Origin of the sequence: Nonomuraea sp. NPDC049649, from assembly GCF_040675175.1 — a bacterium.
GTDB lineage: Bacteria > Actinomycetota > Actinomycetes > Streptosporangiales > Streptosporangiaceae > Nonomuraea.
The window spans coordinates 368,900-382,154 of record NZ_JBFAOH010000001.1; the positions used below are offsets into that span (position 1 = coordinate 368,900).

Below are 13,255 nucleotides of genomic sequence, written 5' to 3' on the forward strand. Positions count from 1 at the left end.
CTGCCAAAACGCCAAAGCCCCTTTCCCCTACCAAAGCTCAATATCAAGGGCGTAGCCGACTGTCCTAGGGTGGTGACATGGCCGAGATCGCGCTAGCCGACGGGGTGTGGACGTTCGACGGCGAGGTCCTGCGGGTGGTGCCCGGCAGCGGGCGTGACGTGCACGAGGTCCGCAAGGTGCTCGGCGAGCTGGTCATCCCGCTGGAGGCGATCGCGGGCGTCACGTTCGAGCCCGCGCGCAAGGGCGGCCATCTGCGGCTGCGGCTGCGGAAGGGGGCCGACCCGCTGACCGAGGCGGTGGCGGGGTCGCTCACCGCGCCCGCCGACCCGTACCGGCTGCAGATCCCGAAGGACCGCGTGGGCGCGGCCGAGTACTTCGCCGACGAGATCCGCGACAGCCTCACGGTGTGGCAGACCGCGACGGGGCCGTTCGAGGAGTTCCTGCTGCCGGGCCCGGAGGTGCCGATCACGACGACCGCGGGCGACGGCACGGTGAGCTTCGACGGCGAGACCGTCCGCATCGAGTGGACGGCGTTCGCGTCGTCGGCCAAGGAGGAGGCGGGCCCGCAGGAGTGGGCGGTGACCGACCTGGCGAGCGTGGAGTGGAAGCCGCAGAGCGGCATGGGCTACGGCGTGCTGCGCTTCCACCCCAAGGGCGAGGGCCCGCTCCGGCCGCCGCAGAAGGACCCGCGCTGCGTGTCGTGGGGCGTGCAGCGGTTCGGCGGGACGACCTGCCTGGTCGCGGCGGCCGTCCAGGCCCGCATCCCGCGCCGGGCGGCCGAGCTGCCGCCGCCGCCGAGCTCGGCCGCGGAGACGCAGACGATCCTCGGGCAGCTGTCGGAGCTCGGCGAGCTGCATCGGCAGGGCGTGCTGACGGACGAGGAGTTCAGTGCGGCGAAGCAGGCGCTGCTCCGCCGCCTGGGGTGACTACCGTTCGGCGTGCGCGACGCGCTCGTTCGGCACGCAGTGCGTCATCTTGAGTCCGTTCACGTCGCGCGGCCCGTTCCTGCCGAGGTTGGCCAGGCGCTCCTGCTCCTCCTTGGTGAGGTCCTGGGTGGCGAGCGGCTTGAGGTTCCTCACGTCGTCCGGCGTGATGCCCAGGCCCTCGCCGACGCGCAGGCCGAAGTCGTCCTCGGCCATGAGGCAGTGCCAGACCATGCGCTCGGCGATGCGGCGGTCGCACTGCTTGAGGTTGGTGACGAAGTTGTTCACCAGGTCGTCGCGCTCCCAGTCCTCCATCAGCAGGTAGCGCTGCCCGGCCTGCTTGTAGTCGTTGGTCCTGGGGATGCGCTTGCGGGTCAGCCGCCCGACGATGACCGGGCCTTCCTCGTCCACGGTCGGGTACTCGGCCTCGCGCAGCCCGTCCAGGAGCGACGGCTCGTAGTTGATGTGCGGCGACTCGCCGGCCGTGTCGACGAAGTACGTCATCTGGCCGTCGCGCTGGTTGGTGTTGATCTCGGCGTTCCTCGCCTGGTTGACCGGGAGCTGCAGGTAGTTCGGGCCGACCCGGTAGCGCTGGGTGTCGCTGTAGGAGAACGTCCGGCCGACGAGCATCTTGTCGTCGGAGAAGTCCAGGCCGTCGACCAGCACGCCGGTGCCGAACGAGATCTGCTCGTTCTCGGCGAAGTTGTTGTCGACGTTGCGGTTGAGCACCAGCCGCCCGACCGGCCTGGCGGGGAACTCGTTCTCCGGCCACACCTTGGTGTCGTCGAGCGGGTCGAAGTCCAGCTCGGGGTGCTCGTCGTCGCTCATCATCTGCACGAGCAGCTCCCACTCGGGGTAGTCGCCCCGGTCGATCGCCTCGTGCAGGTCCCTGGTCGCGTGCCCGAGGTCCTGCGCCTGGACGACGGCGGCGTCCAGCTCGGTCATGCTGCGCACGCCCTGCTTGGGCATCCAGTGGTACTTGACCAGCACGGTCTCGCCCTGCTGGTTGGTCCACTTGTAGGTGTTGACGCCGAAGCCCTGCATGTGCCGGTAGTCGGCCGGGATGCCGCGCGGGCTGAACAGGTTGACCAGCATGTGCAGCGACTCGGGCGTCTGCGACATGAAGTCGAAGATCCGGTTCGGCTCCTGCCGGAACGTCACCGGGTCGGGCTTGAGCGCGTGGATCACGTCGGGGAACTTGATCGCGTCCCTGATGAAGAAGACGGCCAGGTTGTTGCCGACCAGGTCCCAGTTGCCGTCCTCGGTGTAGAACTTGACCGCGAAGCCGCGCGGGTCGCGGGCCGTCTCGGCGGAGTCGCGCCCGCCGATGACGGTGGAGAAGCGCACCGCCACGTCGGTCCGCTTGCCCGGCTCCTGGAACAGCTTGGCGCGGGTGTAGCGGTTGATCGGCTCGTCGCCGATCTTCCCGTACGCCTCGAAGAAGCCGTACGAGGTCACACCGCGGGCGTGCACCACCCGCTCGGGGATGCGTTCCCGGTCGAAGTGGCTGATCTTCTCCAGGAACTGGTAGTTCTCCAGCGTGGCGGGGCCGCGGGCTCCGACGGTGCGCTGGTTCTGGTTGTCGTATACGGGGTGTCCCTGGCGGTTCGTCAGGATCCGCCGCTGGTCACCGGCGCCGGACCCCTGGCCGGAAACGTCTGTCATGTCACCGTTCCTCTCCTCCGATGAGCCTCTTCCCCCCATGCCCTCAACGGGCGATACGTCACGGGCAAAAAGTCATCTTCGGGGGCAGAACCGGGAGAGAATGAAAAAACCCCAGCTCTACTGAGCTGGGGTTTTGTGCTGTACGCCGCCAGGGACTCGAACCCCGGACCCGCTGATTAAGAGTCAGCTGCTCTGACCAACTGAGCTAGCGGCGCCCGCAACAGGGATAACTGTAGCAGCCGCCAAACCCTTCCCGCACCATGTCAGCCGAGCCGCTCCGCGAGCCTCCCGTACGCGTCCAGCAGCGTGTCCCAGAACCGGCCGACCTCCAGGCGGGTGCCCACCAGCGCGTTGGGAACCTCTTCGCCCACCCGGAAGTCCACCACGGTCATGCCCCGCGTGTACTGGCCCCGGGTCTCCACCCGCACCACCGCCGGCGTCATGGTGACCAGGCCCGGGTCCAGCGCGTACGCCACCGCGCAGGCGTCATGGATGGCCGGCCCGCCGTCGGCGGTGACCATGCCGTAGCAGGTGGCGGCGGGGATCAGCAGGTCGTCGGCGAGGCGGCCGAGCGGGCGCATGCGGTCCAGCACCTGCTCGGTGACGACGGCGGTGAGGGTCACGTCGAGGCCGAGCATCTTCACCGTCCAGCCGGACTCGAAGACGATCGCGGCGGCCTCCGGGTCGGCGAGCATGTTGAACTCGGCGGCCGGGTTGTGGTTGCCGCGGGTGTAGGAGCCGCCCATGATGACGAGGTCGCGGGCCCACGCCACGACGCGCGGCTCCTTCCGTACGGCCAGCGCGACGTTGGTGAGCGGCCCGATCGCGATGAGCGTGACCTCGCCGGGGGCGGCACGCAGGGTGTCGATGATGAGGTCCACGGCGTGCCCGTCGGAGGCGGCCCGGACCGGTTCGGGGAGCACGGCGTCGCCCAGGCCGGTGGGGCCGTGCACGTGCCCGGCGCGGACCACCGGGTGGAGCAGGGCGCCGGGGCTGCCGGGGGCGATCGGGACGTCGCCCAGGTCCAGGAACTCGCGGAGCGCCAGCGCGTTCCTCGTGGTCACGGCCAGGTCGGCGTTGCCGCCCACGGTGGTGATGGCGACGACCTCCAGGCTAGGGGCGCCGACGGCGAGGGCGAGGGCCATGGCGTCGTCGATGCCGGGGTCGCAGTCGATGAGGACCTTTGTCACGAATCCGTACGATACGCAAGATTCAGGCGATCAATGCCACCGCAGACATGAGAAACGGGGCCGGCACGGCTGCTCGGCCCCGTCTACGCATAAGAATCGGGGCCGGGCAGTTCCCCCAAATCTGCCCGACCCCGATCCGGTGGCGGTCCAGGCCGGGTGCTTTCCCCCAAAAGCCCCGGCGGTCCCGCGCGCAGACGAGCGGTCCCCCTCCGCCGTCTGCTTTTCGGTGTAGGTCTGTCGGCCGGTCACCGTGCCTTCGCACTGCTTCCGTCCTGTCTCCGACGCTACCGGCGCCTATGCAACGACCGCGTCATAACGCAGTCGAATATCCGTTTAATCGCGGCTAGGGATCTCCAAACGGACCTCTGTGCCTTCTTCGAGCGTTCGGCCCACCGTGCAGTACTTCTCGTGGACGCGCTGCGCCACCGCCCGGAACACCTCGCCGGCCTCCTCCGAGGGAAGCTCGACGTCGTAGCGGACGGTGAGGGGCCCCAGCAGGTCAGGCTGGACCTTGCTGCCGGAGACCTCCATGGCCAGGCGCACCAGCCGGTGGCCGCGCTTGGCGGTCAGCGGCTCGACGGTGACGATGTGACACCCGCCGAGCGCCGCCAGCAGCAGCTCCACGGGGGTGAACACGCCCTCCTCGGCGCCGCCCATCCGCACCTGCGCGCCCCGGGCGTTGGTCGCCACGAATCCGCCGTCCTCGGTCCGCTCTACCCGAACGTTAGCCATGCTTCAGACCCTACTCAGCCGTTTCTCATCTTCGAGTTACAGGGTGCAAGCATGGCTATCGAGCGGAAATTCCTCGGACTCCTGCTCTTTCTCCTGGGCGCCGCCGCGACGCTGGCCGCCTACCGGTTCGGCTGCTCCACTCCGGTCACGGGCCTGGCGCTCACGGTGCCCGCGACGGCCGCGGTGCTCGTCGTACGCGGCCCCCGGCCCCGCACGAAGGGCACCTTGCTCGTAGCCGCCGAGCTGGAGCCGGACGCGCTGGGGCGGCTGCTGGCCCGCCAGGAGCCGGACACCCTGGCCCTCTACCGCACCGAGCAGGTCACCGCCGAACTGCTCGAACTGCAGGACCGGTACGGCCTGGTGCTGGTGGTCGGCAGGGAGCACGATCCGCGTACCAAGGAACGGCTGAGCGCCTCCGGCCTGAGCAGGCAGGTGCCGGACATCGCCGAGCGCGCGGTGATTCTGGCCGGCCCGAAACACTTCCGGAAGTACGTGCGCGGCGCGCTGACCAGGCTCTCCGTCCCCGGCTCCCATGTGCGGACGGCAAGGAACCGGTAAAGCGGTGGCAAAGTAAGGACGTAGCCTTAGCCTGACATTACGGATGTTATGACAGTGTTACTGGGGAAAAGGAGGCGAAGGTGACGACTTTCCCCGGAACAGCCCGTGTCGGCGACTTCATGGGTTCGAAGGTCAGCGTCGACATCCGCACCGCGCTGCCCGCGCGGGAGCTGGCTCCCGTGCTCGACCACGCGTTCAGGTGGCTGCGATGGGTCGAGGACACGTTCGACCCCGACAACGAGGACAGCCAGATCGTCCGCCTCAACCGCGGCCAGACCCTGCGGCAGGTGCCGGAGCTCATCGAGGTGCTGCACCGATGCGGCGAGATGAGCGAGGCCACCGACGGCTGGTTCGACGCCCGCAGGAGCGGCCGGGTCGACCCGTCCGGCTACATCAAAGGGTGGGCGCTGGAGCGGCTCTCCCGCGCGCTGACCCAGGCCGGCGCGATCGACCACCTCATCGTCGCCGGCGGCGACATCCGGGCGCGCGGCTCGCTCTCCCCGGGCGAGCCCTGGCGGATCGCCGTCCGCGACCCGCAGACCGGCGCGGTGCGCAGGGTCCTGTTCGCCCACGACCTCGCCGTCGCGACCTCCGGCCGCGCCAAGATCGTCAACCCTCGTACGGACGAGCCGCAGCAGGCGATGTCGTCCGTCACCGTGCTCGGCCCCGACCTGGGCGTGGCGGACGCCTACGCCACCGCCATGTACGCGATGGGGCCGGTCCTCGCCCGGCAGTTCGCCGTCAGCCTGGCCGCCGAGGGGGCGTACCAGAGCCTGATCGTCGCCCGTGACGGCCAGGAGTTCGGCACCCCGGGCCTGGCCGCCCACTGCGGCGCGGGCGCCCTGCTGGCCGGCTAGGCGTCGGGGTGCTCGCGCAGGTACTCCAGGTAGACCGGGCGGAGCGCCGCCCCCAGGTCGCCCTCGCCCGCGATCATGGCGTCGCTCAGCAGCGCGGACACGTGGCTGAGGTCGGCGGTGCTCTCGCCGTGGTGACCGGTGGCGGCCTCGGCCGCGGGGATCACCTTGAGCAGGTTCCAGAGGAATCCGAGGTCCCCGTGGCGCACCGCGTAGCGCACGGCGCGTTCGTGTAGTTCGGCGTCCGACAGCGTTTCGAGTCCGGTGGTGTCCATCTCACTCCTCCCCCGGGGCACCCCCTGCCCCAGGGGAGCGGGGCGGTAACGCACCGGAATGACTGATGGCCTATCCGTGCGGCGGACTCGGTGGGAGGATCAAGCAGCGTGAGATTCATCATCAGAACCCTCGCCGCCGCGGTCGCCCTCTGGGTGGCCGTCCAGCTCCTCGACGGCATCGAAGTGACGGCGCCGGAGAACTCGGCGACCTACTGGGGCACGCTCCTGATCGTCGCGCTGATCTTCGGCCTCATCAACGCCATCGTCAAGCCCATCGTGAAAGCCCTGGGATGCGCGCTGATCGTGCTCACCCTGGGACTGTTCCTCCTGGTCATCAACGCCGCCATGCTCCTGCTGACGAGCTGGGTGGCCGGTCAGCTCAGCATCGACTTCCATGTGGCCAGCTTCTGGCCGGACGCTTTCCTCGGCGCGATCATCATCAGCGTGGTCAGCTGGGTGCTCGGCCTGTTCATCCCCGACGGCGACTGAGGTCCGCCACCGAATCACGCTCGCGGAGGGTGGGGCGCTGGACGACGCGCCGGCGCTCACCCCGCCCGTCCGCCGCGTCGGCCATGAGGCGGACGGCGGCCCCGACGATGTTGCCGATGTTCCAGTCGACGGTGGCCAGCCCCGGGGTCAGCAGCCCCGACATCGGATGGTCGTCGTAGCCCATCACCGAGACCTCGTCCGGGACCGACAGCCCCAGCTCGCGGGCGGCGGCGTAGACGCCGTAGGCGATCGAGTCGGCGAAGCAGAAGACGGCGCTGGGCCGGGCGCCGGTCAGCAGGTCGCGGGCGGCCCGGTGGGCGGCGGCCGGGCCGTGCTCGGCGCTGGCCATCTCGACGTCGAGGCCGAGCCGCGCGGCCTCGGCCATGACGTGCACGTCGGCGGGCCGGTCGGGGGTGCTCGGCCGGGTGGGCGTGAGCACGCCGATGCGGCGGTGGCCGAGCGCCCGCAGGTGCTCCAGCGCGAGCGTGACGCCGCGCCGGTTGTCGAAGACGACCTCGGCGGCGGTGCCGCGGAGCGAGTCGCCGATCGCGACCACCGGCAGCGACGCGCACAGCTCACGCCAGAACGCGGCGGCGGGGTCGAGCGGCTGCACGATCAGGCCGTCGACGCGCTGGTCGCGGAGCTGGAGCGCGAGGTCGCGCTCGCGGTCCGGGTCGCCCACGGCGTCGAGGATGAGCGCGTAGCGGCCGTGCTCGCGCAGGCCCCGGCTGATGCCGACGGCCAGCGACTGCTGCCAGAAGTCCTCCAGCGAGCCGCAGAGCAGCCCGATCATGCCAGTGCGCCCGCTGGCCAGGGCCCGGGCGATCGGGTCGGCCTCGTAACCCAGCTCGGCGGCGGCGGCCCGGACCCGCTCGACCGTCTCGGGCGCGACCTGCACCCCGCGCAGCGCGTAGGAGACGGCGGCCTGGGACAGGCCGGTCACCCGGGCCACCTCACGGATCGTCGCTCGCTTGCGGGCCATGCCGCCACCATAAACGGGGCCGCCGACAATCCGGTGACCACCTGGTCACGCCACGGTCACGCCCCGCCGCCCGGCCGCAGCACGCAGCAGCTCGGGCACGCCTCCACGTCCGGCAGCGTCAGCCACAGGCAGCACGTCAGGCGGAAGTAGCCGTCGCCGGCGGGTTCGATCAGCCCGTCCACCGGCCGGCCGATCTGCCGGAGCAGCTCCATGTAGTCGCCGGGCACGATCGAGGTGAGCGGGTGCGCGAACGCCTCGGCCGTCGAGCCCCAGAGCGTCCGCGGGCCCACCCTGGCCATCGAGCTGAGCGCCTCGACCAGCGGAAGCTGCGACTCGGCCAGCGCCCCGGCGATCGCGTCCGCGCCCTGCGTCCAGCTCACGCGGGTGGCCGCGACCGTCACCCCCGCCTCCGACCGCTTCACGTAGGTGTCGGCCAGCTTCATGATCGGCACGCGCCCGTCCAGCGCCCAGCCGAGCGCCATCGGCATCGTGTGCCAGTAGCCGTAGGTCTTCCAGAACAGCGCCGCGCCGACGTGGCGGGGCGCGTTCCAGCGCGCCGCCGTCTCGTCGACCAGCTCGCCCAGCTGCGTGTACGGCTCACGTACCAGATCGGCGACGGCCGTCCAGGTCTGGTCGGGCTCGATGACCAGGCCCGGCTCCACTCCCAGCACGCCACCGCGCTCGGCGGCGGCGCGTTCGAGCACCTCGGTCAGCATCCCGGCCCCTTCGTCGCTACAGGTTAGCCTTACCTAAGGTAGCAGGGCGTCCGGCGAACCAGCCGGTGACCAGTTGCAGGCCCACCACCCCCAGCCCGGCCAGCAGCGGCACCGTCCAGCCGCCCGACACCTCGCCCAGGTACCCGAAGAGCAGCGGACCCAACGCCGCGATCACGTACCCGACGGTCTGAGCCACCGCGGAGAGCGCGGTCACGGCGGCCGGGTCGGCCGGGCGGAGCGCGATGATCAGCAGCGCCAGCGCGAACGACGCGCCCTGCCCGATGCCCAGCACGATCATCCACACCCAGGGCACGGTCGTCGGCGCCACCAGCACCGCCAGATAGGCGGCGCCGGTCAGCACGCCCGCCGCCATCACGTACGGGACCTGCGACGGCCGCCGCCCGGCCAGGACCGGCACCCCGAGGGTGGCCGCCACCTGGACCAGCGCGCTCAGCCCGAGCAGGTAACCGGCCTGGTCGGCGGGGAGCCCGGCGTCCAGGAAGATCTTCGGCAGCCACGTCAGCATGATGTAGAAGCTCGCCGACTGCAGCCCCATCCAGGCCGTCACCTGCCAGGTCACCCGGCTGCGCAGGATCGCCCGGAAAGGCCGCGGCCCCTGCTGCGGCACCGCCTGCCTGCCGAACGCCTGGGGCAGCCAGAGCAGGGCCGCCGCCAGCGCGGGCACGGCCATCAGCGCCGACACGCCCCGCCAGTCGTACCCGGTGACGTGCTCCAGCGGGATGACCAGGGCCGAACCCGCGGCCGCGCCGCCCACGATCGCCGAGGAGTAGACGCCGGTGAGCAGGTTGACCCGGTGCGGGAAATGCTGCTTGACGATCCCGGGCATGATCACGTTCATCACCGCGATGGCCGTCGCCGCGACGGCCGATCCCACGTACAGGGCAGGAGCCCCGTCGAGGACCCGCAGCACCACACCGAGGCCCAGCACCAGCAGACCGGCCAGGAGCGTGCGGTCCAGCCCGATCCGGCGGGCGAGCAGCGGCGCGACCGGCCCGAACACGCCCAGGCAGATCACCATCACCGTGGCGATGGCGCCGCCGCCCGAGGGGGTGAGACCGACGTCCTTCATGATCTCGTCGAGGAGCGGCGCGACACCCGCGATGGCGGGGCGCAGGTTCAGCGCGGCGAGTACCATGCCGGCGACGAGCAGGGCGGATCTTAACGACATGGGGCTCATCCTGTCGCACCGGGCGTTGACAACGTTGTCCTCGACGGCGAGGTGCGACAGGATCCTAAGCGTGAGACCGACGATGAAGGACGTCGCCTCGGCCGCGGGCGTCGCGCTCAAGACCGTGTCGCGCGTGGTCAACGGGGAGCCGGGCGTCCACCCGGCGACCGCCAACCGGGTGCGGGCCGCCATCGACCGCCTCGGCTACAGCCGCAACGAGAGCGCCCGCGTGCTGCGCCGCGGCCGGACCGCCACCGTCGGGCTGGTCATCGAGGACGTGGGCGACCCCTTCTACGCCGGGCTGGGCCGGGCCGTGGAGACCGTGGCCACCGCCCACGGACACCTGCTGCTCAGCGGCTCGTCCAGCGAGGACCCGGCCCGGGAACGCGAACTCGTCCTCACGTTCTGCGCGCGGCGGGTGGACGGGCTGATCGTGGTGCCCGCCGGCCGCGACCACTCCTACCTGCGGCCCGAACTGGACGCGGGCACCCCTGCCGTCTTCGCGGACCGCCCACCCGGCCCGGGACTCGACGTCGACACCGTGCTGGCCGACAACGCGGGCGGCGCCGCCCTGGCCACCCGTCACCTCCTCGCGCACGGGCACACCAGGATCGCGTTCCTCGGCGACGACCCGGCCATCTTCACCGCCGCGCGGCGGCTCCACGGCTACCGGACCGCCCTCGGCAGCCTCTACGACGAGCGGCTGGTGTGGATGGGCACGCCCTCGCCCGAGCCGGTACGGGCCGCGCTCGACCACATGCTGGCCCTGGACCGCCCGCCCACAGCGCTGTTCACCGGCAACGGCCGGCTCACGGTGACGGCGCTCAGGGCCCTCGCGGGCCGCCGTCTGGCACTGGTCGGCTTCGACGACTTCGAACTGTCGGACCTGCTCCGCCCCGCGGTGACGGTGATCGCCCAGGACCCGGCACGCATGGGCAGGGTGGCCGCCGAACTCCTGTTCCGCAGACTCTCCGGCGACACCGGCCCCGCCCAGAACCCGATCCTCCCCGTAAGCCTCATCCCCCGCGGCTCCGGCGAGATCTCCCCATAGCCCGGCACCCGGACCTCCCGGCGACCCCCCCACCTAACGGTCCAGCACCCCGAACTTCCCCGTGAGCCTCATCTCCGCGGTTCCTCAGAGATCTCCCCGCAGCCCAGGCTCACCTCACGGCCCAGCACCCGAGCCTCCCTATGAGCCTCCTGAGACCCGTAGCCAGGCTCACCTGACGGTCTGGGAGGCCGGTTGCGGGGCGGCGGCGGGTTCCGGACGGAGCGGGCGGGCGAGGACGAGTGCCGCGACCACCCCCGCCGCCCCCGCCACCACGATGCCGAGCCGCGGGCTCAACAACTCGCCCACGACCCCGATCAGCGCCGCGCCCACCGCCTGCCCGGTCATCAGCCCGGTGGACAGCAGGCCGAACGCCTGCCCGCGCGCCTCCTCCGGCACCGCGTCGACGAACCGGCGCTGCAACCCGAGCTGGTACGCCAGACCACCCGCCGCGAGAGCGGACAGCACGGCGGCCCACCCGACGCCGGGCGCGGCCAGGAACCCCAGCCACGGCAGCCCGAGCAGCACCGCCAGCGGCAGCGAAAGCCGTTCGCGCATCCCCGGCGGCGCGAACCGCCCGACCGCGAACTCCCCCACCGCCATCCCGGCAGCCGCCGCGGCCAGCACCACCCCGGCCCGGCCCTCCCCGCCCAGATACGGCACGATCATCGCCTCGGCCCCGGCCAGGAAAAGCGGCGGCACCCACGACGCCAGCAGCAGCCCCCGCACCCGCCGGTCAGCGAGCAACCGCCTGTTCACCCGCAACGTGCCCCGGACCGCCCCTTCAGAGGACACCCTCCGGGCGGGATCGGGATCGGAGGACGCCCATCGGGCGGGAGTGCGCGGAAGGCCGAGCCGGAGGACGAGGGCGCCGAAGGCGGCGAGGGCGGCGGTGGCGGCGAGTGCTCCCCGGGGACCGGCGGCGGCCAGGAAGGCACCGCCGACGGCGAGCCCGGCGATCTGTGCCCCGGCCGAGGTGACGCCCAGCAGCGAGCGCCCGAGCACGAACGCGTCGCCGGGCAGCACGTCGGGCAGCATCGCGCTGCGCGCCGCCCCGAAGACCGGCGAGAACAGCCCGGTGGCCAGCACCAGCGCCAGCATCGCCCAGACCGGCAGCCCCGCGTAGGCCAGCAGCAGGCAGACCACGACCCGGACCAGCTCGCCCGCCACCATGAGCCCCCGCGCGGGCAGCCGGTCGGCGAGCGACAGCAGGAAGACGCCGCCGACGATGTACGGCAGCCATCCGGCCATGTAGGCGGCCGCGGCCAGGCCGGGCGACCCGCTCTCCGCGTAGACCAGCACCGACAGCGCCAGCATCTTGATCGAGTCGCCGGACACCAGCAGCGCGAAGCTGCCGAACAGCACCCGGAACTCGCGGACGGCGAACACCTCGCCGAAGGTGGCCCCGCGTTCGGTTGACACGGCGGATCTCCTCACAGGGGATGGTCGGCCCGGAGGGAGGGGCCAGGTCCGGTCTCTCCTCACAGGGGATGGACGCCCCCCGAGGGAGGGGCCAGGTCTCGTCTCTCCTCACAGGGGATGGACGGCCCCGGAGGGGGCCAGGTCTTGTCCGATGGTCGGCCGGGTTCCCGACCCCAGGCGAATTTTTCGGATATAACCGAAAGGTGGTGTTCAGGGTCGAGGTCACCCCGCAGGACGTGGCCGCCAGCCGGTTCGCGATCTCCCCGCTGATCGAGACCATGCACGCCCAGTGGCTGCTCGACGGCCGCGGGCCCGCGGGCGTGCACCGGCAGTGGGCGGAGCGGTGGCGCCCCGTCTACCGGGAGCTGGCGCGCCGCCATCCGGGGCTGCGCGCGGTGGCCGCGGTCTCCGGCAACAGGGGCGACGCGAACGTGGACTTCATCGCGCCCCCGCCCACCGGCGTGCGGGTGCCGTTCGAGGCGGAGCTGGCCGCCGTCCGGGAAACGCCGGTCGAGCGGGCGCACGACGAGATCGCCCGGGTGCTGGCCCGCCGCCCGCCCGCGCCCGCCGCCGTCAGGGACCTGCTGCTGGGCCCGGACGTGGTACGCCTGATCGCCGACGGGTACGAGGCGCTCTGGACGGAGATCGTGTCCAAGACCTGGCCGCGCCTCCGGGCGATCCTGGAGCGGGACGTGGCGCAGCGGGCCGGGCTGCTGGCGGCGTACGGCTGGGCGGCGGCGCTCGGCGGCCTCAGCGACCGGGTGCGCTGGCACGGCGACGGCCACATCGAGATCGGCATCGGCGAGCGGGAGGAGCGGCTCCGGCTGGGCGGCAGGGGGCTGCTGTTCCTGCCGTCGGCGTTCATCCCCGCCCTGGGCGCCTATCTGGAGGAGGCGTGGCCGTACGCGCTGGTCTATCCGGCGCGCGGGATCGCGGCGAGCCCGCCGCGGCCGGAGCCCGGGCTGGCGAGACTGCTCGGGCGGAGCCGCGCCCGGATCCTGGAGGAACTGGCCGTGCCCGCGACGACCAGCCAGCTCGCCGCGCTGCACGGGCAGAGCGTCGGCACCACGGGCGGCCACCTGGCGGCGCTGCGCGGCGCGGGCCTGGTGAGCGGCACCCGGACGGGCCGGAGCGTCCTGTACGCGCGCACCCCGCTCGGCGACGCCCTGGCCGCGGGCGCACTCCCCTCGTGACCTCGCCTCCCCTATCCGG

The 13,255-nt window shown here is 72.0% G+C and carries 14 protein-coding genes and 1 tRNA gene; 6 read left to right on the forward strand and 9 right to left on the reverse strand.

Annotation, left to right across the window (positions count from 1 at the left end; all coding sequences use genetic code 11):
* The first annotated feature begins 77 nt into the window (after nucleotides 1-77).
* The gene (locus AB0J42_RS01765; RefSeq protein WP_364287335.1) at nucleotides 78-926 is read left to right on the forward strand and encodes a DUF4429 domain-containing protein; all 849 of its coding nucleotides are present in this window, start codon (nucleotides 78-80) and stop codon (nucleotides 924-926) included.
* Here AB0J42_RS01765 and AB0J42_RS01770 read toward each other — a convergent pair whose 3' ends face one another.
* The 4 genes from AB0J42_RS01770 to AB0J42_RS01785 form a co-directional block, all read right to left on the reverse strand.
* Nucleotides 927-2,588, reverse strand: coding sequence for a catalase (locus AB0J42_RS01770; protein ID WP_364287338.1), 1,662 nt, complete (start codon nucleotides 2,586-2,588; stop codon nucleotides 927-929).
* Between the two features lie 141 nt (nucleotides 2,589-2,729).
* Nucleotides 2,730-2,803, reverse strand: a tRNA-Lys gene (locus tag AB0J42_RS01775).
* Nucleotides 2,804-2,851: 48 nt separating this feature from the next.
* Nucleotides 2,852-3,778, reverse strand: coding sequence for a nucleoside hydrolase (locus AB0J42_RS01780; protein WP_364287341.1), 927 nt, complete (start codon nucleotides 3,776-3,778; stop codon nucleotides 2,852-2,854).
* A 333-nt stretch (nucleotides 3,779-4,111) separates the two neighbouring features.
* Nucleotides 4,112-4,510: an OsmC family protein gene (locus tag AB0J42_RS01785; RefSeq protein WP_364287344.1), complete on the reverse strand. Its 399-nt coding sequence runs from the start codon at nucleotides 4,508-4,510 to the stop codon at nucleotides 4,112-4,114.
* A 51-nt stretch (nucleotides 4,511-4,561) separates the two neighbouring features.
* Between AB0J42_RS01785 and AB0J42_RS01790 the strand changes: the two genes are divergently transcribed.
* Both AB0J42_RS01790 and AB0J42_RS01795 read left to right on the forward strand, forming a co-directional pair.
* On the forward strand, nucleotides 4,562-5,068 hold the full coding sequence (locus AB0J42_RS01790; RefSeq protein ID WP_364287347.1) for a hypothetical protein: 507 nt from the start codon (nucleotides 4,562-4,564) through the stop codon (nucleotides 5,066-5,068).
* An 80-nt stretch (nucleotides 5,069-5,148) separates the two neighbouring features.
* The gene (locus tag AB0J42_RS01795) at nucleotides 5,149-5,925 is read left to right on the forward strand and encodes an FAD:protein FMN transferase (protein WP_364287350.1); all 777 of its coding nucleotides are present in this window, start codon (nucleotides 5,149-5,151) and stop codon (nucleotides 5,923-5,925) included.
* Here AB0J42_RS01795 and AB0J42_RS01800 read toward each other — a convergent pair.
* Nucleotides 5,922-6,197 carry a hypothetical protein gene (locus AB0J42_RS01800; RefSeq protein ID WP_364287353.1) on the reverse strand — a complete coding sequence of 92 codons (276 nt, stop codon included), beginning with the start codon at nucleotides 6,195-6,197 and terminating at the stop codon, nucleotides 5,922-5,924. The two genes, AB0J42_RS01795 and AB0J42_RS01800, sit on opposite strands and share 4 nt — an antisense overlap.
* A gap of 108 nt (nucleotides 6,198-6,305) precedes the next feature.
* Here AB0J42_RS01800 and AB0J42_RS01805 point away from each other — a divergent pair, with 108 nt between their 5' ends.
* Nucleotides 6,306-6,686 carry a phage holin family protein gene (locus AB0J42_RS01805; protein ID WP_364287356.1) on the forward strand — a complete coding sequence of 127 codons (381 nt, stop codon included), beginning with the start codon at nucleotides 6,306-6,308 and terminating at the stop codon, nucleotides 6,684-6,686.
* Here AB0J42_RS01805 and AB0J42_RS01810 read toward each other — a convergent pair.
* The 3 genes from AB0J42_RS01810 to AB0J42_RS01820 are packed head-to-tail and all read right to left on the reverse strand — an operon-like array spanning nucleotide 6,667 to nucleotide 9,573.
* The gene (locus tag AB0J42_RS01810) at nucleotides 6,667-7,668 is read right to left on the reverse strand and encodes a LacI family DNA-binding transcriptional regulator (RefSeq protein WP_364287359.1); all 1,002 of its coding nucleotides are present in this window, start codon (nucleotides 7,666-7,668) and stop codon (nucleotides 6,667-6,669) included. The two genes, AB0J42_RS01805 and AB0J42_RS01810, sit on opposite strands and share 20 nt — an antisense overlap.
* Nucleotides 7,669-7,724: 56 nt before the next feature.
* A complete protein-coding gene (locus AB0J42_RS01815; protein WP_364287362.1) occupies nucleotides 7,725-8,384 on the reverse strand; it encodes a hypothetical protein in 660 nt (219 codons plus the stop codon).
* A gap of 16 nt (nucleotides 8,385-8,400) precedes the next feature.
* On the reverse strand, nucleotides 8,401-9,573 hold the full coding sequence (locus AB0J42_RS01820; RefSeq protein ID WP_364287365.1) for an MFS transporter: 1,173 nt from the start codon (nucleotides 9,571-9,573) through the stop codon (nucleotides 8,401-8,403).
* Nucleotides 9,574-9,655: 82 nt separating this feature from the next.
* Between AB0J42_RS01820 and AB0J42_RS01825 the strand changes: the two genes are divergently transcribed.
* Complete coding sequence (locus AB0J42_RS01825; protein ID WP_364288171.1) at nucleotides 9,656-10,624, forward strand: LacI family DNA-binding transcriptional regulator; 969 nt, start codon at nucleotides 9,656-9,658, stop codon at nucleotides 10,622-10,624.
* Between the two features lie 168 nt (nucleotides 10,625-10,792).
* Here the strand turns inward: AB0J42_RS01825 and AB0J42_RS01830 are convergent, their stop codons facing one another.
* Entirely contained in the window at nucleotides 10,793-12,043 is a 1,251-nt protein-coding gene (locus AB0J42_RS01830; protein WP_364287368.1) for an MFS transporter, read from the reverse strand.
* A gap of 203 nt (nucleotides 12,044-12,246) precedes the next feature.
* Here AB0J42_RS01830 and AB0J42_RS01835 point away from each other — a divergent pair, with 203 nt between their 5' ends.
* Nucleotides 12,247-13,236 (forward strand): winged helix-turn-helix domain-containing protein, encoded by a 990-nt coding sequence (locus AB0J42_RS01835; protein WP_364287371.1) that lies wholly within the window; start codon nucleotides 12,247-12,249, stop codon nucleotides 13,234-13,236.
* Nucleotides 13,237-13,255: the final 19 nt, after the last annotated feature.

What these genes read in the sequence shown, in the direction of transcription:
- AB0J42_RS01825 (WP_364288171.1), top strand. Translation starts at nt 9,656, where the DNA reads ATGAAGGACGTCGCCTCGGCCGCGGGCGTCGCGCTCAAGACCGTGTCG.
- AB0J42_RS01810 (WP_364287359.1), bottom strand. Translation starts at nt 7,668, where the DNA reads ATGGCCCGCAAGCGAGCGACGATCCGTGAGGTGGCCCGGGTGACCGGC.
- AB0J42_RS01790 (WP_364287347.1), top strand. Translation starts at nt 4,562, where the DNA reads ATGGCTATCGAGCGGAAATTCCTCGGACTCCTGCTCTTTCTCCTGGGC.
- AB0J42_RS01815 (WP_364287362.1), bottom strand. Translation starts at nt 8,384, where the DNA reads ATGCTGACCGAGGTGCTCGAACGCGCCGCCGCCGAGCGCGGTGGCGTG.
- AB0J42_RS01785 (WP_364287344.1), bottom strand. Translation starts at nt 4,510, where the DNA reads ATGGCTAACGTTCGGGTAGAGCGGACCGAGGACGGCGGATTCGTGGCG.
- AB0J42_RS01770 (WP_364287338.1), bottom strand. Translation starts at nt 2,588, where the DNA reads ATGACAGACGTTTCCGGCCAGGGGTCCGGCGCCGGTGACCAGCGGCGG.
- AB0J42_RS01800 (WP_364287353.1), bottom strand. Translation starts at nt 6,197, where the DNA reads ATGGACACCACCGGACTCGAAACGCTGTCGGACGCCGAACTACACGAA.
- AB0J42_RS01765 (WP_364287335.1), top strand. Translation starts at nt 78, where the DNA reads ATGGCCGAGATCGCGCTAGCCGACGGGGTGTGGACGTTCGACGGCGAG.
- AB0J42_RS01820 (WP_364287365.1), bottom strand. Translation starts at nt 9,573, where the DNA reads ATGTCGTTAAGATCCGCCCTGCTCGTCGCCGGCATGGTACTCGCCGCG.